Here is an 18,239-nt window from a genome sequence, read left to right as displayed (position 1 = left end):
GGCCTGCCACCCGAAGCTCAAAGAGCGAAGGGTGGTGCCCCCGGCAGGGATCGAACCCGCGACCTTCGGTTTACAAAACCGCTGCTCTACCAGCTGAGCTACAAGGGCACGGCGCTCCGGTAGCATATTTGGTGCGTCAGTAAAGACAAAACTCCGTTGCTAATGGACCCGTGCCGGGACCGGCATGCTGAAAACCGTCAATCGGCTTCCTACATTCTGTCCAGGTGCAATCGCATCGAACGGGTGTCGCATGATCAGATTCGTCATCATCCTGCCGATTGTTGTGGTGAGTTGGCTTCTGCTGGTGAAGCTCGTCAGCGATCTGAAGAAGGCCAATATCGACTGGACCGGCGTCGCCACCATCATCGGCTTCATCGCGCTTGCGTTCTGGCTGCGCCATATCACGGGGATGGGGTGAAGAGAGTGAGTAGTGAATAGTCGGTAGCGAGTAGGGCTTCAGTCCCGGATTTCACCACTCACCACTCACTACTCGCTAATTCACTAAAAAAATCCTCGAACCTTTTTCCTCGCCGCGACGACAGACGATCAAGAGGCGGATGGATCGCCTCGGTCAACCAACCAAGGAGATCGTCATGTTCAAGCGCACACTCGTTTCCGGCCTCATCGCCACCACCGTCGCCGCCAGCACCCTGGCCGGCACCGTCCAGCCTTCGGCCGCCCACAGCCATCACCACAACCGCGAAATCGGTATCGGCATCGCTGCCGGCGTCGGCGGCTTCGTTCTCGGCAGCCTGCTCTCCCAACCGCAGCCAGAGCCGGTCTACGTGGATGAGTACGGCGGTTCCTGGCACGTCCGCCGCTGCCTCGCCCGGTACCCCAGCTATGAACCGAGCTCGGACACCTATATCGGCTACGACGGCTATCCTCACTATTGCCGCCTCTGAGAGCAGGTCGTGCCAGCAAAAAGAGGGGCTCGCGAGGGCTCCTTTTTTGCTGTCTGCACGGTGAACTCAAACGCTGCTTCGGTAGCCGGTCCTCGCAAGGCGACCAGCGGTATACAGGGATTTTCGGAGCGTTTAATCTGACCTCGACGGCAATCGAGGGGAGGGTCGCTTGGACAATCAGGATCCTAAGGAAGAACGGGTCGAACCGGTTTTCCGCAACGGCACCATCACCATCGTCGGCATCCTGCTGGCGTTCTCGCTAGGATTCATCACCCATTGGGCTGCCAACCCGATCCCATGGCAGACCTATCATCTGATTGCCGTCCTGCCGATCCTGGTCGGTATCGCGCTGCAGATGCGGGCGCTTGCCATTCTGCTCGACGTCAAATCCCTGAAGCGAAGCATTCATGACCGCGCCTGTCGGATATTCATCGCCGGCCTCATCTTGGCGGCCTGTGGCGTCGGTCTGGCCATCCTGCTCGATTTCTTCGACATATCGGCAAAGAGCGCATTGCCAGGCGCGTCTTAATTAGTAGGCTTTCGCGCCGCCGATCATCTTGGTCACTTCCGCCGCCGCGTCGCGCACCAGCGGTCCGATCTCGGCCAGGCGCTCCGGCGTGACGCGAACCGTCGGTCCCGACACCGAAACGCCGCCGATAGGCTCGCCGAACTCATTGAAGATGGCGGCGGCCACGCAGCGCATGCCGGGATGCCGCTCCTCGTCGTCGACCGACCAGCCGCGATGCTTGATCGTCGCCAGGTCATGGGCGAGCGCCGAGATGTCGGAGAGCGTCTTGTCGGTGTAGCGCTGCAGGCCCGCCTTGCGCAGGATCGCCGCGACCCGTTCCGGTTCGAGATGGGCCAGCACCGCCTTGCCGATGCCGGAAGCGTGGAAGGAGCTGCGCGTGCCCGGCCGGAAGAAGGCGCGGATCGCCTGATGCGTCTCGACCTGGTTGACGAAGACGATGCAGTCGTCCTCGGCGACACCCAGATTGGCCGTCTCGCCGGTCTTTTCCATCAGTTCCTGCATGACGATGCGGGCGCGGTCGACCAGCTTGCGGCGGCGCAGGAAGGCGGAACCCATGCGATAGGTCTCCACGCCGATCGACCACAACTGGTCGGTCGTATCGAATTCGACCATGCCGTGGTTTTCCAGCGTCGTCAGCATGCGGTAGGCGGTGGATGCGGCAAGGCCGCTGCGCTCCGCTACTTCGCTCAGCGACAGGCCGCTGGCCTCGGCGACGATCGCCAGGATGCGCAGCGCCCGGTCGAGCGACTGCACCGAAGCAGTTTCCGATGGGCCGTTGAAGGAGCGCGGCCGGCCGCGCTGGCGTTTTTCGCTGGTTTCCATGGCCGCATTCTGGCGGATTTCGCCCGACGCGCAATGAAAAAGTTTTCCATCGATTTTGCCAGGTAGATTTCTGAAAAACGAAAAGCTATTTAAAATCAATTCACAAAACGCGTTTCTTGGAAATGGAAAAATATTCTGAAAAAATTGAAAAATGGCTGGAGTGCTGGCATTGTCCAAGCCAACCAATGAAGTGGAGGCTGGACATGGCCAGGATGCGTGCTGTCGATGCTGCGGTTCTCGTTCTCGAAAAGGAAGGCATTTCGTGCGCCTTCGGCGTGCCGGGCGCGGCGATCAACCCGCTTTATTCGGCGCTGAAGGCGAGGGGAACCATCCGCCATGTGCTGGCCCGCCATGTCGAGGGCGCCTCGCATATGGCCGAAGGTTACACGCGGGCCAGGGCAGGCAATATCGGGCTCTGCATCGGCACCTCCGGCCCGGCCGGCACCGACATGGTCACCGGTCTCTATTCGGCGGCGGCCGATTCCATTCCGATCCTCTGCATCACCGGCCAGGCGCCGCGGGCGCGGCTCAACAAGGAGGACTTCCAGGCCGTCGACATCGCCGCGATCGCAGCGCCCGTCGCCAAATGGGCGGTCACCGTCATGGAGCCTTACCTGGTGCCGATGGCGCTGCAGAAGGCGTTTCATCTGATGCGCTCGTCGCGGCCCGGTCCGGTGCTGGTCGACCTGCCGGTCGACGTGCAGCTGGCCGAGATCGAGTTCGATATCGACGCCTATGAGCCGCTTCTTCCCTTCAAGCCGGCGATGACGCGCGCCCAGGCCGAGAAGGCGCTGGCGATGCTGAACGAAGCGGAAAAACCGCTGATCGTCGCCGGCGGCGGCATCATCAATTCCGATGCCTCCGATCTGCTGATCGAGTTCGCCGAGATCACCGGCGTGCCTGTTATCCCGACGCTGATGGGCTGGGGCGCGATCCCCGACGACCACCGGCTGATGGCCGGCATGTGCGGGCTGCAGACCTCGCATCGCTACGGCAATGCGACGATGCTGGCGGCCGATTTCGTCTTCGGCATCGGCAACCGCTGGGCCAACCGTCACACCGGTTCGGTCGACGTCTACACCAGGGGCAAGAAATTCATCCATGTCGATATCGAGCCCACCCAGATCGGCCGCGTCTTCGCGCCGGACCTCGGCGTCGTCTCGGATGCGGGCGCAGCGCTGAAGATGCTGCTCGACGTCGCCACCGAATGGCGCACGGCCGGCAGGCTGCGTGACTGGTCGGGCTGGGCGAAGGAATGCCAGAGCCGCAAGAAGACCATGAAGCGCAAGACGCATTTCGAGCAGGTGCCGCTGAAGCCGCAGCGCGTCTATGAGGAGATGAACAGGGCGTTCGGCCGCGACACCACCTATGTCACCACGATCGGCCTGTCGCAGATCGCCGGCGCACAGTTCCTGCATGTCTACAAGCCGCGCAACTGGATCAATTGCGGCCAGGCCGGCCCGCTTGGCTGGACGCTGCCGGCAGCGCTTGGCGTGCGCGCCGCCGACCCCGAGCGCAGCATCGTCGCGCTTTCCGGCGACTACGATTTCCAGTTCATGATCGAGGAGCTGGCGGTCGGCGCGCAATACAGGCTGCCCTACATCCATGTCGTCGTGAACAACGCTTATCTCGGCCTGATCCGCCAGGCGCAGCGCGGTTTTTCGATGGATTACGAAGTCAGCCTCGCCTTCGAAAACGTCAATCGGGCGAACGATCCCGAGGCCGGCTACGGCGTCGACCACGTCGCGGTCGCCGAGGCGATGGGCTGCAAGGCGGTCCGCGTGCGCAAGCCCGAAGAGTTCGCAGGTGCCTTCAAGGAGGCTGAGCGCCTGATGAAGGAGTACCAGGTTCCGGTGGTGCTCGAATTCATCCTGGAGCGCGTCACCAACATTTCCATGGGCACGGAAATCGACAAGGTCACCGAATTCGAGGAGCTTGCCGAAAGCCATGAGGACGCGCCGACAGCGATTGTGATGCTCGATTAGGAGAAAAAGAATGCCGCGCTTTTCAGCCAATCTTTCGATGCTCTTCGGCGAGCACGAGTTTCTCGACCGCTTCGATGCGGCGGGCCGCGCCGGCTTCAAGGGCGTCGAATATATCGGCCCTTACGACCATGCGCCGGATGTCGTGGCCGCGCGGCTCAAAAAGAACGGACTCAGCCAGGTGCTGTTCAACCTGCCGGCCGGCGACTGGGGCAAGGGCGAGCGCGGCATTGCCATACTGCCCGATCGCGTGCCGGAATTCCGGCAAGGCATCGCCAAGGCGATCACTTACGCCCATGCGCTGGGCTGCGAGCAGGTCAATTGCTTGGCCGGCATCGCGCCGCAGGGCGCCGATCGCGCCGTCCTGGAAAACGTCTTTGCCGAGAACCTCGCCTTCGCCGCCGAGAAGCTGGAGCAGGCCGGCATAAAACTGTTGATCGAGCCGATCAACACTCGCGACATTCCGGGCTTCTTCCTCAATTACACGGACCAGGCGCTGGCGCTGATCGACCGCATCGGCTCGAAGAACCTGTTCCTGCAATACGATATCTACCACATGCAGATCATGGAGGGGGATCTCGCCCGCACCATCGAGACTAACCTCGGCCGCATCGCGCATATCCAGCTTGCGGACAATCCCGGCCGTCACGAGCCGGGGACGGGCGAGATCAACTATCCCTTCCTCTACGAGCATATCGACCGGATCGGTTATTCCGGCTGGATCGGCGCCGAATACAAGCCGAAGGCGGGTACGGAGGCAGGGCTGGGGTGGTTCAGGGAGTTGGCTGGTAAGGGAAGTGCAGCGGCTTAGCAGCAGGAATATTGCAGAACTCGCGATCCTTCGCGCCCCCCTCTGGCCTGCCGGCCATCTCCCCCACAAGGGGGGAGATCGGACGTCGCCCCTGCTTTCGCCAATCTGCAGCGTTTGCAGGAGCAAGCGACGCGCTGAAGCTGCTGATCTCCCCACTTGTGGGGGAGATGGCCGGCAGGCCAGAGGGGGGCGCGAAGGATCGCGGCTTAACAACAAGATGGAGATTTAAATGGAAACCATCGGCTTCATCGGCCTCGGCATCATGGGCGCGCCGATGACGGGGCATCTGCTCGACGCCGGCTATACGGTCATCGCCAGCGACCACCGCTCGAAGCCGCCGGCCGAGCTCGTCGGCAAGGGGCTGAAAACCGTTTCCGGCCACAGCGCCGTGGCGAAAGCCGCCGACATCGTCATCCTGATGGTTCCCGATACGCCGCAAGTGGCCGACGTTCTCTTCGGCGACAACGGCGTCGCCTCAGGCTTGTCGAAGGGCAAGCTCGTCATCGACATGAGCTCGATCTCGCCGATCGCCACCAGGGATTTCGCCAAAAAAATCAACGAGCTCGGCTGCGACTATCTCGATGCGCCGGTGTCGGGCGGCGAGGTCGGTGCCAAGGCGGCGTCGCTGACCATCATGGTCGGCGGCGAGGACAAGCCATTCGAGCGCGCCAGGCCGGTGTTCGAGAAGATGGGCAAGAACATCACGCTGGTTGGCCCGAACGGCGTCGGCCAGACCACCAAGGTCGCCAACCAGATCGTCGTCGCGCTGACCATCGAGGCCGTCGCCGAGGCGCTTGTCTTTGCTTCCAAAGCCGGGGCCGATCCGGCCAAGGTGCGCCAGGCCCTGATGGGCGGGCTCGCAGCCTCGCGCATCCTCGAAGTGCATGGCGAGCGCATGGTCAAGCGCACCTTCACGCCGGGCTTCCGCATCGAACTGCACCAGAAGGACCTCAACCTGGCGCTGGAGGGAGCGAAGTCGCTTGGTGTCGCACTGCCCAACACCTCGACCACGCAACAGCTGTTCAATTCCTGCGCAGCCAATGGCGGCGCCAAGGAGGATCACTCGGCGCTGGTCAGGGCGCTGGAGCGGATGGCAGCCCACGAAGTGGGCTAGAAGCGAGTAGAAATTAGTGAGTAGTTAGTAGGGAATTCGTGCTCGAGTCTACTCACTACTCACTACTCACTACTCACTACTCACTACTCACTAGGAATTTCCTCGCCGCATAAAGGCTCACCGCCGCCGCGTTCGACACGTTGAGCGAGCGGATCGCGCCGGGCATGTCGAGCCGTGCCAGCGTCGTCACCGTCTCGCGCGTCTTCTGGCGCAGGCCCTTGCCTTCGGCCCCGAGCACCAGCGCGATCTTGTCGCCGGCAAAACTCTTCTCCAGTTCCGCCGGCCCGTCCGAGTCGAGCCCGATGGTCTGGAAGCCGGCCTCATGCAGCTGGCTGAGCGCGTCGGCAAGATTCTTCACCTCGATCTGGTCGATATGCTCCAGCGCGCCGGAAGCCGATTTCGCCAGCACGCCGGATTCCTGCGGGCTGTGGCGAGCGGTGGTGATCAGCGCGCCGGCGCCGAAGGCGACCGCCGAGCGCAGGATGGCGCCGACATTGTGGGGATCGGTGACCTGGTCGAGCACCAGCACCAGGCTGGTGTCGCCAAGCGCGTCGAGGCGCTTGGGCTTCAGCGGCTCGGCCTCGATCAGCACGCCCTGATGCACGGCGTCCGATCCCGTGACCTTATCGATGTCCTTCGGCTCGACCAGTTCCGCCTTGAAAGGCAAGGCGGCAAGATCGCCGATCGAAAGCCGTTCCGCGGCGTTGCGGGTCACCAGCATTTTTCTGATCTTACGGCGCGGATTGTCGAGTGCCGCCCGCACCGTATGCAGGCCGTAAAGCCGCACCAGCCCGTCGGCGGCGGCATCGCCTGCCGGCACCGGCTGGCGCGGCCGGAATGCCGGCGCGCCGCCGGCCTTCTGGTCGCGATGCGCACGCCGCAGCTTGGCGTAATGGGTGTCTTTGGGTGTGCCCGGCTTGTCGCTTTTCTTGTCGCTCATGGCCGGCTTCTATAGCGGTGTCGCTCGGCTAAGGATATGGGCCGTGGCGACGAATGCCGCACATCGCCGAAAAACCCTGGCTGCGCCGGTTGACACCCACCGGCCTTGCCGCCATAAGGCGCTTCGCTGATTTCGGAGATGACAAACTCGGGTCCGGATCGGCAGAAATGCCTCGTTGCATGGCTCCGGCGGCAGACTGGAGAGGTGCCCGAGTGGTTAAAGGGGACGGACTGTAAATCCGTTGGCTTAGCCTACGTTGGTTCGAATCCAACCCTCTCCACCACTGCCGGCCCGGAAGCCCTGAAACGCAAAGCTTCGGAATGAAAAGTGCCTGGCAGTTTTCGGGTGAATCCGATACGCAACTGAAAGGCGCGGGTATAGCTCAGTGGTAGAGCAGCAGCCTTCCAAGCTGAATATGCGGGTTCGATTCCCGCTACCCGCTCCAGATTTCCATCCATACAAGCTGTTCACGCAGATTTGCTGCGCGATATTGCGCGCAGCAAATCTGTCGAAGTCTGACCGCGCTGCTAACGCTTAGCTGTTGAAAGCCGAGGCGACCTGGTGGTGCTGTGGGATTTGGCCGTTCGGCGTCAGCTTGTCGACGATGCCGGGCAGCGCCGTGGAGAGCTGCTTCAGCAGTTCCTGTTCGTCCATGCCCGTCCGCTGCGCGATCTCACGGATGACCTGCGGGCCGATTGCCGAGCCAAGGTCGTTGGCGTTGATCGGCTGGTTCTGGCCGGTGCCGACCCAGGAATCGGCGACATTGCCGTGGCCGGCGTCTCTGAGCTTGTTGAGCAGGCCGCCCAGTCCGCCGAGCAGGCCGCCATCGGCGGAAGTTTCGGTTCCCGCCGGGGTCGGAACCGGTGCCTGCGCTTCGGCCGGCTGGTCATCGCCCCTGCCGCTCAGCATCTTGCCGACCAGCAGCGCGCCGAGCGCGATCATCAGCGGTTTGGTGATGTTGCCGCCAGGAACGGCGTTGTCAAACAGTCCCATTGTGGATCTCCATGTCAACCAAGTCCGTCCCCGCGCGCCACAATGGCGCAATCGGGCGGAAATTCAAGCTGTCTTGAGCTTTTGACAATCATGTGAAAATGATTGGAGCGGCAGGGGAATGGAGAGGAAAAAATGGGTATCATCAGCTGGATCATTCTCGGCGTGATCGCCGGCTTCATCGGCAGCAAGATCGTCAACAAGACCGGCCAGGGCATGATCATGGATATCGTGCTCGGCATCGTCGGCGCCATCGTCGGCGGACTGATCTTCAGCGCTTTCGGCGCAGCGGGCGTGACCGGCCTCAACATCTGGAGCCTGATCGTCGCCGTCATCGGGTCGGTCGTCGTGCTCTGGGCCTATCACCAGATCAGCGGCAAGCGGACGCTGTAGAGGCATCAGACTAAACTCGCAGCTCTTCGGCTGCGGAATATCAAGCTCTGGGCCGGTCGCCCGCGCGACCGCCGGACGTAATGGCGTTGGGCCGGCACGAAGGTCGGATCGGCAATGGCAATCCAGGCGCAAGGCGTCCCAATCACCTATTACCCGATCCCGAAAAGCGGCAGCAGCAGCGTCAAATACGTGCTGATGGCGCTAAGCGGCAGGCAACCTCCTCTCGCCAATCCGGAAAATGAGGTCCACAGCCATCTGGCCACGAACTGGGTCGACCCATTCGCACCTGTCTACGACGGACGCGGCGGCAAGTTCACGATCGTTCGCGACCCGCTGGAGCGGCTTCTCTCGGCTTATTCGAGCCGGATATTGGACACAGACGTGCTGACGACACGATTTCCAAACACCGAAATGCTCAAGAGCTTCGGTTTGCCGACCAATCCGGATCTCGATACCTTTATCCTCAACATCGAAAAATACTGCGCATGCTCAGGCGACATTCAGTTCCACGTCTCGTCACCGCGCTGTTTTGTCGGTTCCAGCCTCTTCCTGTTCGAGCACGTCTTCAAGTTCGAAGAGCTGGACGGGGTTGAGGCATTCCTGTCCTCCGTCAGCGGCCGGAAAGTCACCGTGCCCCGGCTGCAGGCCGCCAGATCGAAGGTCAGCCCGTCGGATCTGTCGCCGGCCGCGCTGGCGAAAGCGATGCGCTTCTGCCGCTACGACTATGGTTTCCTGATCGACTATTACGTCCCGGCGAAATGGGGTGGCATTCCCGACGGCGACCCCGCCGAAACGTCCTCGCTGCACATCTACGGCGATCCGACCGCACGCCGTGACGGTCGCGTCCTCTATCCACGGACGTTTCGCAACATCATGCATTTCCTGGCCAGACGCCCGCTGGAAAAGCGGGTAGGGTATTAGGCCTCAGCTGCTAAGCTGATGGCCTCAGGCCACCACGGTCAGCCGGCGCCTTCTTTCATCGAGCGAGACGACGGCGAGGCCGCTGCCGACCACCAGCAGGATGCCGCAGACGGCAAGCGCATTGGGGAATTGCCCGAACACCAGCAGGCCGGAAATGACCGCCCAGACGGTGAAGCAGTAATAGAACGGCGCTACCGCGCTCGTCGGGCCGACGCGGTAGGCCATGAAGATGAAGAAGTGGCCGAAGATCAGGAACAGGCCGGCGCCGGCGAGCAGCAAAAGGTGGTAGCCTCCCGGCATCACCCAGTGTTCGGAGATGAGATGCGCGATGCCGGCGCCGACCAGCACCACCAGGACGGCGGAGATGGCGACGATCATTCCCGGCACGTCGGCGCCGACCTTGCGCCCGGCGAGATCGCGCCCCGCAGCAAGCGCCGCATTGCCGAGCGCCAGCAGGGCATAGACCGAGATGCCCTGCATCGTCGGCTGTGCCACCATGACCGCGCCGATGAAGCCGAGGCCGATCAGCGCCATGCGGGCCGCCCCGATGCGCTCGCCGAACAGGATCGAGGAACCGACCAGCATGAGCAGCGGCGTGATTTGCCCTAGCGCGGTCGAATCGGCGATCTGCATGTTGGCTAAAGCCACGACGTAGCAGAGGATCGCCGCCAGCTCGAGCAGATTGCGGCGCAGCACCTTGCGTTCCAACAGCAGCGGGATCTGCCTGCCATAGCCCAGCATGAACAGCAGCGGCATGCCCCACAGCGTCGCGGCCGCGCCGCGCAGGAACAGCACCTCGTAGGGCGGCAGCCCGCTGGTCGCGAGCTTCATCATGGTGTCGTTGACGAGATAGGAGCCCGTCGAGACGATCATGAACAGCGGGCCACGGATATTTGCCGGAATGAACTGCATTTGCCGAACAAATCAGAGCCGTGTTCCGGCGGCAATGGGCCAGCCATGGCCATGGAGTTCACATCCCCACGAAGCTGTTGATGAGTCGACTGCAGGCCGCCGCCGTGTGCGGGCCGCGCCCATTTGAATCCATGTCGACAAATCCTATATCCGGTCCATATCTCCTGAAATCGGATCATTGGTTCGGGTCGACTGAGAGAACGCTCAGCCACAAGGCACTTGTGTTTTCCAGCCGTTGTCGCTAATCGCCCCGCATTCGACTGAACTGAAGGTCAAGGCCGCCCAAGGAAAGAGACTATGGCAAAAGGTAAATTCGAGCGCACCAAGCCGCATGTGAACATTGGCACGATCGGGCATGTCGATCATGGCAAGACGTCGCTGACGGCGGCGATCACGAAGTATTTTGGCGAATACAAGCGCTATGACCAGATCGACGCGGCGCCCGAAGAGAAGGCGCGCGGCATCACCATTTCGACGGCGCACGTCGAGTATGAGACGACCAACCGCCACTATGCCCATGTCGACTGCCCCGGCCATGCCGACTATGTCAAGAACATGATCACCGGTGCCGCGCAGATGGACGGCGCCATCCTGGTGGTGTCGGCCGCCGACGGCCCGATGCCGCAGACGCGCGAGCACATCCTGTTGGCCCGCCAGGTCGGCGTGCCGTCGATCGTGGTGTTCCTGAACAAGGTCGACCAGGTCGACGATGCCGAGCTGCTCGAGCTGGTCGAGCTCGAGGTTCGCGAGCTTCTGACCAAGAACGAGTTCCCCGGCGACGACATTCCGATCGTCAAGGGCTCGGCGCTGGCTGCGCTGGAAGATTCCAACAAGACCATCGGCGAGGACGCCATCCGCGAGCTGATGGCGCAGGTCGACGCCTATATCCCGACGCCGGTTCGTCCGCTGGACAAGCCGTTCCTGATGCCGATCGAGGACGTGTTCTCGATTTCGGGCCGCGGCACGGTGGTGACCGGCCGCGTCGAGCGCGGCGTGGTCAAGGTCGGCGAGGAGCTGGAGATCGTCGGCATCCGTCCGACGGCCAAGACGACCTGCACGGGCGTGGAAATGTTCCGCAAGCTGCTCGACCAGGGCCAGGCCGGCGACAACATCGGCGCGCTCTTGCGCGCATCGATCGACCGCGAGGGCGTCGAGCGCGGCCAGGTTCTGGCCAAGCCGGGCACGGTCAAGCCGCACAAGAAGTTCGTGGCCGAAGCCTACATCCTGACCAAGGACGAGGGCGGCCGTCACACGCCGTTCTTCACCAACTACCGTCCGCAGTTCTACTTCCGCACCACGGACGTGACCGGCATCGTGACGCTGCCGGCCGGCACCGAGATGGTGATGCCCGGCGACAACATCACCGTCGATGTCGAATTGATCGTGCCGATCGCCATGGAAGAGAAGCTGCGCTTCGCCATCCGTGAAGGCGGCCGCACCGTCGGTGCCGGCATCGTCGTCACCATCAAGGAATAATTGATCCGGCTGCAGCCGGTTCGAAAAGAAAGGGCGGTCTTCGGGCCGCCCTTTTTTGTTTCTGGCGCCCGGCGGGAAAAGTATTGCGCGGTCGGTTTCAAAGCTGTTGCAAGCACCATTGCGGCAATTAGTATGGGTTGCACCGTGGGGTTTGGCAGAGTGGTTCCGGAACGCCGTTCAGACAGCATTCGGTGGTGGCGCGGGTTGGTTCGCCTGGCGCTGACCCTTGCCATGGGACTGGCGGCCTTCGCTGCCATGGCCAGGGAAACTGCGCCGGACTACGGCCCGACGATGCGCTTCGTTATGGTGCGCAGCAGCGCGCCGGGCTGCGAGCCCAACTGCCCGGAATGGATATCGGCGGAAGGCACGATCGAGGCGGGTACGCCGGCGCTGCTCAAGCGCATGCTGAAGACACTCGGCGGCCGGCAATTGCCGATCGTCGTCAATTCTCCGGGCGGCAATGTCGACGCCGCACTTCAGCTCGGCCGCATGATCCGCAAGGCCAAGCTCGATATCGCCGTCGGCATAACCGAGTTTTCAGGCTGCTCGCCGGAGATGAAGAACTGCCGGAACAATGACAGCAAGACCGCGCCGTATTTGGGCGTCGCCTATGACAGCGGCGCCATGTGCAATTCGGCTTGCCCATTGATGTTCGCCGGCGGCGTCCATCGCGTCGTCGGCGAGTGGGCCTTTCTCGGCGTCCACCAGATAACCACCACCTATCGGCGCGAAAGACTGCTCTACCGGACTCTCTACAGAATTGTGAACGGCAAGAAGAAGGTCGTCAGCACCAGGATCGTCAGCCGCAAGGATGCCGGCAGCTACAAGACCTATGAGATGAGCAAGGCGGTCGAGAAGCGGCTCTCGGCCTATCTCAGGGAGATGGGCATCGAGCAGGGCGTGCTGGAAATGATGAAGGCAACGCCCGCCAGCGATATCCGGCAGATCGAGCCCGACGATATGCTGGAGACAAAGCTGGTCACCAGCCTCGATTCCCTCGATCTCATGGCCGAGGGGAAAATTTGCCGGCTGAATCCCGTGCCGGTGAATTGCCGTGAAATTCCGGCAGAAAAGAATGCCAGGCCGGCCGGGGTGCCGATAGCCGAGGCCAAGCCTGTTCTTCCCGAGGCCTCGGCGGTGCCGGCATGGCCGAAGGGTGAGCCGGAGATGCGCTTCGTGCTCGTTCGCGGCAGCAACCCGCTTTGCAATCCCGACTGTCCGGAATGGATTTCGGCCGAGGGCACAATTACCGGTGGCACGCCCGACAGTCTGCGTCAGTTGCTCGACGGCATCGGTGAGCGCAAGCTGCCGGTGGTGATCAGCTCGCCGGGAGGCGACGTGCTCGGCGCGCTCGCCGCGGGCCGCCTGATCCGTGAGCGTAAGCTGGATGTCGCGGTCGGCCGAACGGACTTTCTCGACTGCGATCCCGACACCGCGGGGTGCGCTGCAAAGGACGGGCTTCATGCCGGCCTTACCGTCGATGCCGGCGCCGAGTGCGATGCGGCCTGCGCGGTTATGATCGCCGGCGGCGCCAGGCGCTTCGTCGGTGCCAATTCGCATTTCCTCGTGCACGCCATGGGTATGGAAGAAAAGGTCAGAGCGTATCTCGACGAAATGGCGATCAGCTCGGGACTGCTCGTGGCGATGCAGTCGGCGCAGTATGCGAAGCACAGGGAACTCAGTCAGAACGAATTGCTGAAGTTCGGTCTGACGACGGGGCCGCAATCGGTGGATGCGCTGACCGGCGCTACCATCTGCAAGTCGACACCGAGGCCGGACAATTGCCGGGTTCTGCCGGCCGCCAACGCCCAGGCCGAAGCGCCAGCCAAGCTATAAAGCATGTCTGCCGAAAGTGTGCAGCGGTTTCGGATACTTAGATCAGAGTCCCGTGTCCGCACTGGCCATGGGGGCAGGTTGAGCCGGGCAGGGGCTTGCCTTTATCTTGGCGACCATCGAGAGGCGAGGATCGGCGATGAGCGAGCATATCCCGACTTTGTTCGAATGGGTCGGCGGCATCGAGCGGCTCAACCGGCTGACGCAGACCTTCTACGACAAGGTGGCCCTGGATCCGGTCGTCGGCCCGGTGTTCAGGCATATGTCGCCGGACCACCCGGCCCATGTCGCGGCCTTCATCGGCGAGGTCTTTGGCGGGCCGAAGACTTACAGCGAAAAATTTGGCGGCCACCGCGAGATGGTGATGCATCATCTCGGCAAGCACCTGACCGAGGAGCAGCGCCGGCGCTGGATCAATCTTCTCGCCGACGCGGCCGACGAGGTCGGCCTGCCGGACGACCCCGAGTTCCGCTCCGCCTTCATGGGCTATGTCGAATGGGGATCGCGGCTGGCGAAGATGAATTCCACGCTTGGCGAGACCTGCGATCCTGAGACCGAACCGATGCCGGCCTGGGGCTGGGGCTTGCCGGGAGGCCCGTACAAGCCGCCCGCCGGCAAGTGAAGCCGTAAGCCGTTTCGGGCGGGCCGCAGACGCCTGGCGTTACAATGAGGAATTCCGGCAAAAGGCTATGAAACGGCTTCAGACCGCTCTTTACAGAGCGCCCGGAAGCTTTTAGGAAGCGCCTTGCGCCGAAACGCGCATGCACGGGCATAGCTCAGTTGGTAGAGCGGCGGTCTCCAAAACCGCAGGTCGTAGGTTCGAGCCCTGCTGCCCGTGCCATTTCTCAAAAATGGCGATTTTCTTGACTGCGGTGCCGGCATTGAAATCCGCGGGGTGGCTTGCCATATGAGCCGACATGGGGCATAAGGCCCTCATAGCCGGGACGGAACGACTGGATGGTTCCGATGCGGCGCTTGGCCATAAAGCGGACACTTGCCACTTGCGTGGATCAAGAATCGGTTTTATGTAGTCTGAACAGACACGCGACGCGTGGAGCTGGGAAGCCGGCTTTACGCGTCTGATTTGCATGGGCGAAATGATTAGCGCCGATTCGGCGCCGGCAGCAAACCCAGGCGGCACGTCCCGGCCAGCGGGATCATCCAGGAGACCCGGCCAACGGGTCTTGAAGACAGAGCGGCAAATGGCTTCGAAAACCACAAATCCTTTCACCTTTCTCCAGCAGGTCCGCGCGGAGACGGCCAAGGTGACATGGCCATCGCGGCGCGAAACTATGATCTCGACGGTGATGGTCCTGGTATTCGCGGTTATCGCGATGATCTTCTTCTTCACTGCCGACATAGCCATGGGCTATGCGATCGAGTGGATTTTGGACCTCGGCCGCTAAGTTCGGCGATTACGGAGACGGCTTGAAATGACTGCGCGGTGGTACATCGTCCACGCCTATTCGAACTTCGAGAAGAAGGTCGCCGAGGACATCGAGAACAAGGCCAAGCAGAAGGGCCTGTCCGCCGATATCGAGCAGATCGTCGTGCCGACCGAGAAGGTCGTCGAGATCCGCCGCGGCCGCAAGGTCGATGCCGAGCGCAAGTTCTTCCCGGGCTATGTGCTGTTGAAGGCCAATCTGACGGATGCCGTGTTCTCGCTGGTCAAGAACACGCCGAAGGTCACGGGGTTCCTGGGCGACTCCAAGCCGGTGCCGATCACCGAGGCGGAGGCGCAGCGCATCCTGAACCAGGTCCAGGAAGGCGTCGAGCGGCCGAAGCCCTCGGTCACCTTCGAGATCGGCGAGGCGATCCGCGTTTCGGACGGTCCGTTCGCATCCTTCAACGGCTTCGTCCAGGAAGTGGACGAGGAGCGGGCCCGCCTCAAGGTGGAAGTTTCGATCTTCGGGCGCGCGGTGCCCGTCGATCTGGAATTCGGACAGGTCGAAAAGGGCTGATCCGAAATCCCTGTTCCGGTTCGGCGGCAGGGAAGGCGGCGCGAAAAGTCGTGCGGCCATGAACGGGTGGGAGGCGAAAGCGGCTTAGCCGGCCGCCGGAACCGCACCACCAGACTGCAACCGCCGGTATTCCCTTTGGGGCCGGCATGAGAAAAGGCAGGAATAGAGATGGCTAAGAAAGTTGCAGGCCAGCTTAAGCTCCAGGTTGCCGCGGGCTCGGCTACGCCGTCGCCCCCGATCGGCCCGGCGCTTGGTCAGCGCGGCATTAACATCATGGAGTTCTGCAAGGCGTTCAACGCGCAGACCCAGGAAATGGAGAAGGGGTCGCCGATCCCGGTCGTCATCACCTACTACCAGGACAAGTCGTTCACCTTCGTCATGAAGACGCCGCCGGTGAGCTATTTCCTGAAGAAGGCCGCCAACCTGAAGTCGGGCTCCAAGGAGCCGGGCAAGGTCAAGGCCGGCACGATCAGTCGCGACAAGGTGCGCGCGATCGCCGAGCAGAAGATGAAGGACCTGAACGCAAACGATGTCGAAGCGGCCATGCGCATGGTCGAGGGTTCCGCCCGCTCGATGGGCCTGGAAGTGGTGGGCTAAGATCATGGCAAAGATTGCAAAGCGCGTGGTAAAGACCCGCGAGGGCATCGACCCGAACAAAGCCTATGCCCTTGGTGAAGCCCTGAAGCTGCTCAAGGAGCGGTCTTCGGTGAAGTTCGACGAGACGGTCGAGATCGCGATGAATCTCGGCGTCGACCCGCGCCACGCCGACCAGATGGTCCGCGGCGTCGTCAATCTGCCGAACGGTACCGGCCGCTCGGTGCGCGTTGCCGTGTTCGCACGCGGCGACAAGGCCGATGAAGCCAGGGCCGCCGGCGCCGACATCGTCGGCGCCGAGGATCTGGTCGAGATCGTCCAGAAGGGCACGATCGACTTCGACCGCTGCATCGCCACGCCGGACATGATGCCGCTGGTCGGTCGTCTCGGTAAGGTGCTCGGCCCGCGCGGCATGATGCCGAACCCGAAGGTCGGCACCGTGACCACCGATGTCGCGGCCGCCGTCAAGGCTTCGAAGGGCGGCGCCGTCGAGTTCCGCGTCGAGAAGGCCGGCATCGTCCAGGCCGGCGTCGGCAAGGTCTCGTTCGACGTCAAGGCGCTGGAAGAAAATGTGCGGGCCTTCACCGATGCGGTGAACAGGGCCAAGCCCGCCGGCGCCAAGGGCAACTACGTCAAGAAGGTGTCGGTCACCTCGACGATGGGCCCCGGCCTAAAGCTTGATATCGCGACGCTCGCCGCGTCGTGAAATGAATTCCGGGCCGCCGATCCGTCGGCGGCCCGGTAACCCGGAGGCCGGAAGGCTTCCGGACATCCTGTCCGAGATTGCAGGCGGCCCGATTCTTGGTTCAAGAGGGGGGCCTTAATTCATGTGGGCCTGCATGAGACGGGTGAAGACCCGACAAAGGAGCAAGTGCTCCAATGAAAGGTTCGAACCGTGTTTGCCTTTTGTCAGCGCATCGCCGGCTTGGCCGTCGGTGTGGCGAAAGGGGGCAGGATCCTCGAGCGTCGTTCGGGAGATCCGTATTGGATGGCCCGGCCGGCAAAAGGCAACCCGACGCCTGTTCCGTGAATGGGGCAGGGGTCAACTGGAGATAGGCAGTGGACAGAGCGGAAAAACGCGAACTCGTCACGGGCCTGAACGATGCGTTCTCGAACGCGGGTTCAGTGGTCGTGGCCCACTACGCCGGTATCACCGTCGCGCAAATGAACGACCTTCGGTCGAAAATGCGCGCTGCCGGTGGCACCGTCAAAGTCGCGAAGAACCGTCTCGCCAAAATCGCTCTTCAGGGCACGGACTCCGCATCGATCATCGATCTGTTCAAGGGACAGACGCTGGTCGCTTATTCGGAGGATCCGATTGCGGCGCCGAAGATCGCGTCCGAATTCGCCAAGGGGAATGACAAGCTGATCATTCTCGGCGGCGCAATGGGCTCGACCTCGCTCAACGCCGACGGTGTCAAGGCACTCGCCACGATGCCGTCGCTCGACGAGCTGCGCGCCAGGCTGGTTGGCATGATCGCCACGCCGGCAACCCGGATCGCCCAGATCGTCAATGCGCCCGCGGCTTCGGTCGCGCGTGTCATCGGCGCTTACGCCCGGAAGGACGAGGCGGCATGAGGCCGTTCCTCGCTATCACAAACACACGTTCGAACCTTATGAAGGAATACAACAATGGCTGATCTCGCAAAGATCGTAGACGACCTTTCGAAGCTGACCGTCCTCGAGGCGGCCGAGCTGTCGAAGCTTCTGGAAGAAAAGTGGGGCGTTTCGGCTGCTGCTCCGGTGGCGGTTGCCGCTGCTGGCGGTGGCGCTGCCGCTGCCGCTGCTCCGGTCGAGGAAAAGACGGAATTCGACGTCGTCCTCACCGAGGCTGGCGCTCAGAAGATCAACGTCATCAAGGAAGTCCGCGCCATCACCGGTCTTGGCCTCAAGGAAGCCAAGGATCTGGTCGAAGCGGCTCCGAAGCCGGTCAAGGAAGGCGTTTCCAAGGCCGACGCCGACAAGTTCAAGGCCCAGCTGGAAGCAGCCGGCGCCAAGGTCGACCTGAAGTAAACGTAAGAAGCGGCGGGCGGCCTCGCGCCGTCCGCCACTCCCT

The 18,239-nt window shown here is 62.5% G+C and carries 21 protein-coding genes and 4 tRNA genes; 20 read left to right on the top strand and 5 right to left on the bottom strand.

Annotation, left to right across the window (positions count from 1 at the left end; all coding sequences use genetic code 11):
- Nucleotides 1-32 precede the first annotated feature (32 nt).
- Nucleotides 33-108: transfer RNA gene (locus FJ974_RS18825), tRNA-Thr, on the bottom strand.
- Between the two features lie 142 nt (nucleotides 109-250).
- On the opposite strand from FJ974_RS18825, the gene FJ974_RS18820 reads away from it, so the two are divergent.
- The 3 genes from FJ974_RS18820 to FJ974_RS18810 all read left to right on the top strand — a co-directional run bounded on the left by FJ974_RS18820 (nucleotide 251) and on the right by FJ974_RS18810 (nucleotide 1,434).
- A complete protein-coding gene (locus tag FJ974_RS18820) occupies nucleotides 251-418 on the top strand; it encodes a hypothetical protein (protein WP_140539299.1) in 168 nt (55 codons plus the stop codon).
- 175 nt (nucleotides 419-593) lie between these two features.
- Nucleotides 594-905 carry a BA14K family protein gene (locus FJ974_RS18815; RefSeq protein ID WP_140539300.1) on the top strand — a complete coding sequence of 104 codons (312 nt, stop codon included), beginning with the start codon at nucleotides 594-596 and terminating at the stop codon, nucleotides 903-905.
- Between the two features lie 169 nt (nucleotides 906-1,074).
- Nucleotides 1,075-1,434 (top strand): hypothetical protein, encoded by a 360-nt coding sequence (locus FJ974_RS18810; protein WP_140539301.1) that lies wholly within the window; start codon nucleotides 1,075-1,077, stop codon nucleotides 1,432-1,434.
- Here the strand turns inward: FJ974_RS18810 and bhcR are convergent, their stop codons facing one another.
- Nucleotides 1,435-2,256, bottom strand: coding sequence for an HTH-type transcriptional regulator BhcR (gene bhcR, locus FJ974_RS18805; RefSeq protein WP_140539302.1), 822 nt, complete (start codon nucleotides 2,254-2,256; stop codon nucleotides 1,435-1,437). It abuts the gene before it with no gap.
- A gap of 203 nt (nucleotides 2,257-2,459) precedes the next feature.
- On the opposite strand from bhcR, the gene gcl reads away from it, so the two are divergent.
- The 3 genes from gcl to FJ974_RS18790 all read left to right on the top strand — a co-directional run bounded on the left by gcl (nucleotide 2,460) and on the right by FJ974_RS18790 (nucleotide 6,163).
- Nucleotides 2,460-4,241: a glyoxylate carboligase gene (gene gcl / locus FJ974_RS18800; RefSeq protein WP_140539303.1), complete on the top strand. Its 1,782-nt coding sequence runs from the start codon at nucleotides 2,460-2,462 to the stop codon at nucleotides 4,239-4,241.
- 10 nt (nucleotides 4,242-4,251) lie between these two features.
- Entirely contained in the window at nucleotides 4,252-5,049 is a 798-nt protein-coding gene (hyi, locus tag FJ974_RS18795; protein WP_140539304.1) for a hydroxypyruvate isomerase, read from the top strand.
- Between the two features lie 229 nt (nucleotides 5,050-5,278).
- The gene (locus tag FJ974_RS18790; protein ID WP_140539306.1) at nucleotides 5,279-6,163 is read left to right on the top strand and encodes a 2-hydroxy-3-oxopropionate reductase; all 885 of its coding nucleotides are present in this window, start codon (nucleotides 5,279-5,281) and stop codon (nucleotides 6,161-6,163) included.
- A gap of 76 nt (nucleotides 6,164-6,239) precedes the next feature.
- On the opposite strand, the gene FJ974_RS18785 is transcribed toward FJ974_RS18790, so the two are convergent.
- Nucleotides 6,240-7,103 carry a TrmH family RNA methyltransferase gene (locus FJ974_RS18785; RefSeq protein ID WP_140539307.1) on the bottom strand — a complete coding sequence of 288 codons (864 nt, stop codon included), beginning with the start codon at nucleotides 7,101-7,103 and terminating at the stop codon, nucleotides 6,240-6,242.
- A 198-nt stretch (nucleotides 7,104-7,301) separates the two neighbouring features.
- On the opposite strand from FJ974_RS18785, the gene FJ974_RS18780 reads away from it, so the two are divergent.
- Nucleotides 7,302-7,386 (top strand) — tRNA-Tyr (locus tag FJ974_RS18780).
- An 88-nt stretch (nucleotides 7,387-7,474) separates the two neighbouring features.
- A tRNA-Gly gene (locus FJ974_RS18775) sits at nucleotides 7,475-7,548 on the top strand.
- Nucleotides 7,549-7,637: 89 nt separating this feature from the next.
- Here the strand turns inward: FJ974_RS18775 and FJ974_RS18770 are convergent.
- Nucleotides 7,638-8,096, bottom strand: a complete 459-nt coding sequence (locus FJ974_RS18770; RefSeq protein ID WP_140539308.1) for a YidB family protein — start codon at nucleotides 8,094-8,096, stop codon at nucleotides 7,638-7,640.
- A gap of 132 nt (nucleotides 8,097-8,228) precedes the next feature.
- On the opposite strand from FJ974_RS18770, the gene FJ974_RS18765 reads away from it, so the two are divergent.
- Entirely contained in the window at nucleotides 8,229-8,486 is a 258-nt protein-coding gene (locus FJ974_RS18765) for a GlsB/YeaQ/YmgE family stress response membrane protein (protein ID WP_140539309.1), read from the top strand.
- A 114-nt stretch (nucleotides 8,487-8,600) separates the two neighbouring features.
- The gene (locus FJ974_RS18760; protein ID WP_140539310.1) at nucleotides 8,601-9,407 is read left to right on the top strand and encodes a sulfotransferase family 2 domain-containing protein; all 807 of its coding nucleotides are present in this window, start codon (nucleotides 8,601-8,603) and stop codon (nucleotides 9,405-9,407) included.
- Between the two features lie 24 nt (nucleotides 9,408-9,431).
- Here the strand turns inward: FJ974_RS18760 and FJ974_RS18755 are convergent, their stop codons facing one another.
- The gene (locus FJ974_RS18755; protein WP_140539311.1) at nucleotides 9,432-10,319 is read right to left on the bottom strand and encodes a DMT family transporter; all 888 of its coding nucleotides are present in this window, start codon (nucleotides 10,317-10,319) and stop codon (nucleotides 9,432-9,434) included.
- A gap of 297 nt (nucleotides 10,320-10,616) precedes the next feature.
- Here FJ974_RS18755 and tuf point away from each other — a divergent pair, with 297 nt between their 5' ends.
- The 10 genes from tuf to rplL all read left to right on the top strand — a co-directional run bounded on the left by tuf (nucleotide 10,617) and on the right by rplL (nucleotide 18,196).
- Nucleotides 10,617-11,795 (top strand): elongation factor Tu, encoded by a 1,179-nt coding sequence (gene tuf / locus FJ974_RS18750; protein ID WP_226891294.1) that lies wholly within the window; start codon nucleotides 10,617-10,619, stop codon nucleotides 11,793-11,795.
- Nucleotides 11,796-11,954: 159 nt separating this feature from the next.
- Nucleotides 11,955-13,631, top strand: coding sequence for a hypothetical protein (locus FJ974_RS18745; protein ID WP_140538685.1), 1,677 nt, complete (start codon nucleotides 11,955-11,957; stop codon nucleotides 13,629-13,631).
- Between the two features lie 136 nt (nucleotides 13,632-13,767).
- Complete coding sequence (locus FJ974_RS18740; protein WP_140538684.1) at nucleotides 13,768-14,250, top strand: group II truncated hemoglobin; 483 nt, start codon at nucleotides 13,768-13,770, stop codon at nucleotides 14,248-14,250.
- A gap of 143 nt (nucleotides 14,251-14,393) precedes the next feature.
- A tRNA-Trp gene (locus FJ974_RS18735) sits at nucleotides 14,394-14,469 on the top strand.
- Nucleotides 14,470-14,830: 361 nt separating this feature from the next.
- On the top strand, nucleotides 14,831-15,034 hold the full coding sequence (secE, locus tag FJ974_RS18730) for a preprotein translocase subunit SecE (protein WP_140538683.1): 204 nt from the start codon (nucleotides 14,831-14,833) through the stop codon (nucleotides 15,032-15,034).
- Nucleotides 15,035-15,061: 27 nt separating this feature from the next.
- The gene (gene nusG / locus FJ974_RS18725) at nucleotides 15,062-15,589 is read left to right on the top strand and encodes a transcription termination/antitermination protein NusG (RefSeq protein ID WP_006333333.1); all 528 of its coding nucleotides are present in this window, start codon (nucleotides 15,062-15,064) and stop codon (nucleotides 15,587-15,589) included.
- Nucleotides 15,590-15,757: 168 nt separating this feature from the next.
- Nucleotides 15,758-16,186 (top strand): 50S ribosomal protein L11, encoded by a 429-nt coding sequence (rplK, locus tag FJ974_RS18720; RefSeq protein ID WP_140538682.1) that lies wholly within the window; start codon nucleotides 15,758-15,760, stop codon nucleotides 16,184-16,186.
- Nucleotides 16,187-16,190: 4 nt separating this feature from the next.
- Nucleotides 16,191-16,889 carry a 50S ribosomal protein L1 gene (gene rplA, locus FJ974_RS18715; protein ID WP_140538681.1) on the top strand — a complete coding sequence of 233 codons (699 nt, stop codon included), beginning with the start codon at nucleotides 16,191-16,193 and terminating at the stop codon, nucleotides 16,887-16,889.
- A 353-nt stretch (nucleotides 16,890-17,242) separates the two neighbouring features.
- Nucleotides 17,243-17,761, top strand: a complete 519-nt coding sequence (gene rplJ / locus FJ974_RS18710) for a 50S ribosomal protein L10 (RefSeq protein ID WP_140538680.1) — start codon at nucleotides 17,243-17,245, stop codon at nucleotides 17,759-17,761.
- Nucleotides 17,762-17,815: 54 nt separating this feature from the next.
- Entirely contained in the window at nucleotides 17,816-18,196 is a 381-nt protein-coding gene (rplL, locus tag FJ974_RS18705) for a 50S ribosomal protein L7/L12 (protein ID WP_140538679.1), read from the top strand.
- Nucleotides 18,197-18,239 lie beyond the last annotated feature (43 nt).

This window comes from Mesorhizobium sp. B1-1-8 (assembly GCF_006442795.2).
In the GTDB taxonomy this organism is placed as follows: Bacteria; Pseudomonadota; Alphaproteobacteria; order Rhizobiales; family Rhizobiaceae; genus Mesorhizobium.
This window is presented reverse-complemented; position numbering and strand designations above follow the sequence as displayed.

Bases quoted from the DNA above. Each gene is read 5' to 3' on its own strand.
- FJ974_RS18820 (WP_140539299.1), top strand. From the start codon at position 251: ATGATCAGATTCGTCATCATCCTGCCGATTGTTGTGGTGAGTTGGCTT.
- FJ974_RS18815 (WP_140539300.1), top strand. From the start codon at position 594: ATGTTCAAGCGCACACTCGTTTCCGGCCTCATCGCCACCACCGTCGCC.
- bhcR (WP_140539302.1), bottom strand. From the start codon at position 2,256: ATGGAAACCAGCGAAAAACGCCAGCGCGGCCGGCCGCGCTCCTTCAAC.
- gcl (WP_140539303.1), top strand. From the start codon at position 2,460: ATGGCCAGGATGCGTGCTGTCGATGCTGCGGTTCTCGTTCTCGAAAAG.
- hyi (WP_140539304.1), top strand. From the start codon at position 4,252: ATGCCGCGCTTTTCAGCCAATCTTTCGATGCTCTTCGGCGAGCACGAG.
- FJ974_RS18790 (WP_140539306.1), top strand. From the start codon at position 5,279: ATGGAAACCATCGGCTTCATCGGCCTCGGCATCATGGGCGCGCCGATG.
- FJ974_RS18785 (WP_140539307.1), bottom strand. From the start codon at position 7,103: ATGAGCGACAAGAAAAGCGACAAGCCGGGCACACCCAAAGACACCCAT.
- FJ974_RS18770 (WP_140539308.1), bottom strand. From the start codon at position 8,096: ATGGGACTGTTTGACAACGCCGTTCCTGGCGGCAACATCACCAAACCG.
- FJ974_RS18765 (WP_140539309.1), top strand. From the start codon at position 8,229: ATGGGTATCATCAGCTGGATCATTCTCGGCGTGATCGCCGGCTTCATC.
- FJ974_RS18760 (WP_140539310.1), top strand. From the start codon at position 8,601: ATGGCAATCCAGGCGCAAGGCGTCCCAATCACCTATTACCCGATCCCG.
- FJ974_RS18755 (WP_140539311.1), bottom strand. From the start codon at position 10,319: ATGCAGTTCATTCCGGCAAATATCCGTGGCCCGCTGTTCATGATCGTC.
- tuf (WP_226891294.1), top strand. From the start codon at position 10,617: ATGGCAAAAGGTAAATTCGAGCGCACCAAGCCGCATGTGAACATTGGC.
- FJ974_RS18740 (WP_140538684.1), top strand. From the start codon at position 13,768: ATGAGCGAGCATATCCCGACTTTGTTCGAATGGGTCGGCGGCATCGAG.
- secE (WP_140538683.1), top strand. From the start codon at position 14,831: ATGGCTTCGAAAACCACAAATCCTTTCACCTTTCTCCAGCAGGTCCGC.
- nusG (WP_006333333.1), top strand. From the start codon at position 15,062: ATGACTGCGCGGTGGTACATCGTCCACGCCTATTCGAACTTCGAGAAG.
- rplK (WP_140538682.1), top strand. From the start codon at position 15,758: ATGGCTAAGAAAGTTGCAGGCCAGCTTAAGCTCCAGGTTGCCGCGGGC.
- rplA (WP_140538681.1), top strand. From the start codon at position 16,191: ATGGCAAAGATTGCAAAGCGCGTGGTAAAGACCCGCGAGGGCATCGAC.
- rplL (WP_140538679.1), top strand. From the start codon at position 17,816: ATGGCTGATCTCGCAAAGATCGTAGACGACCTTTCGAAGCTGACCGTC.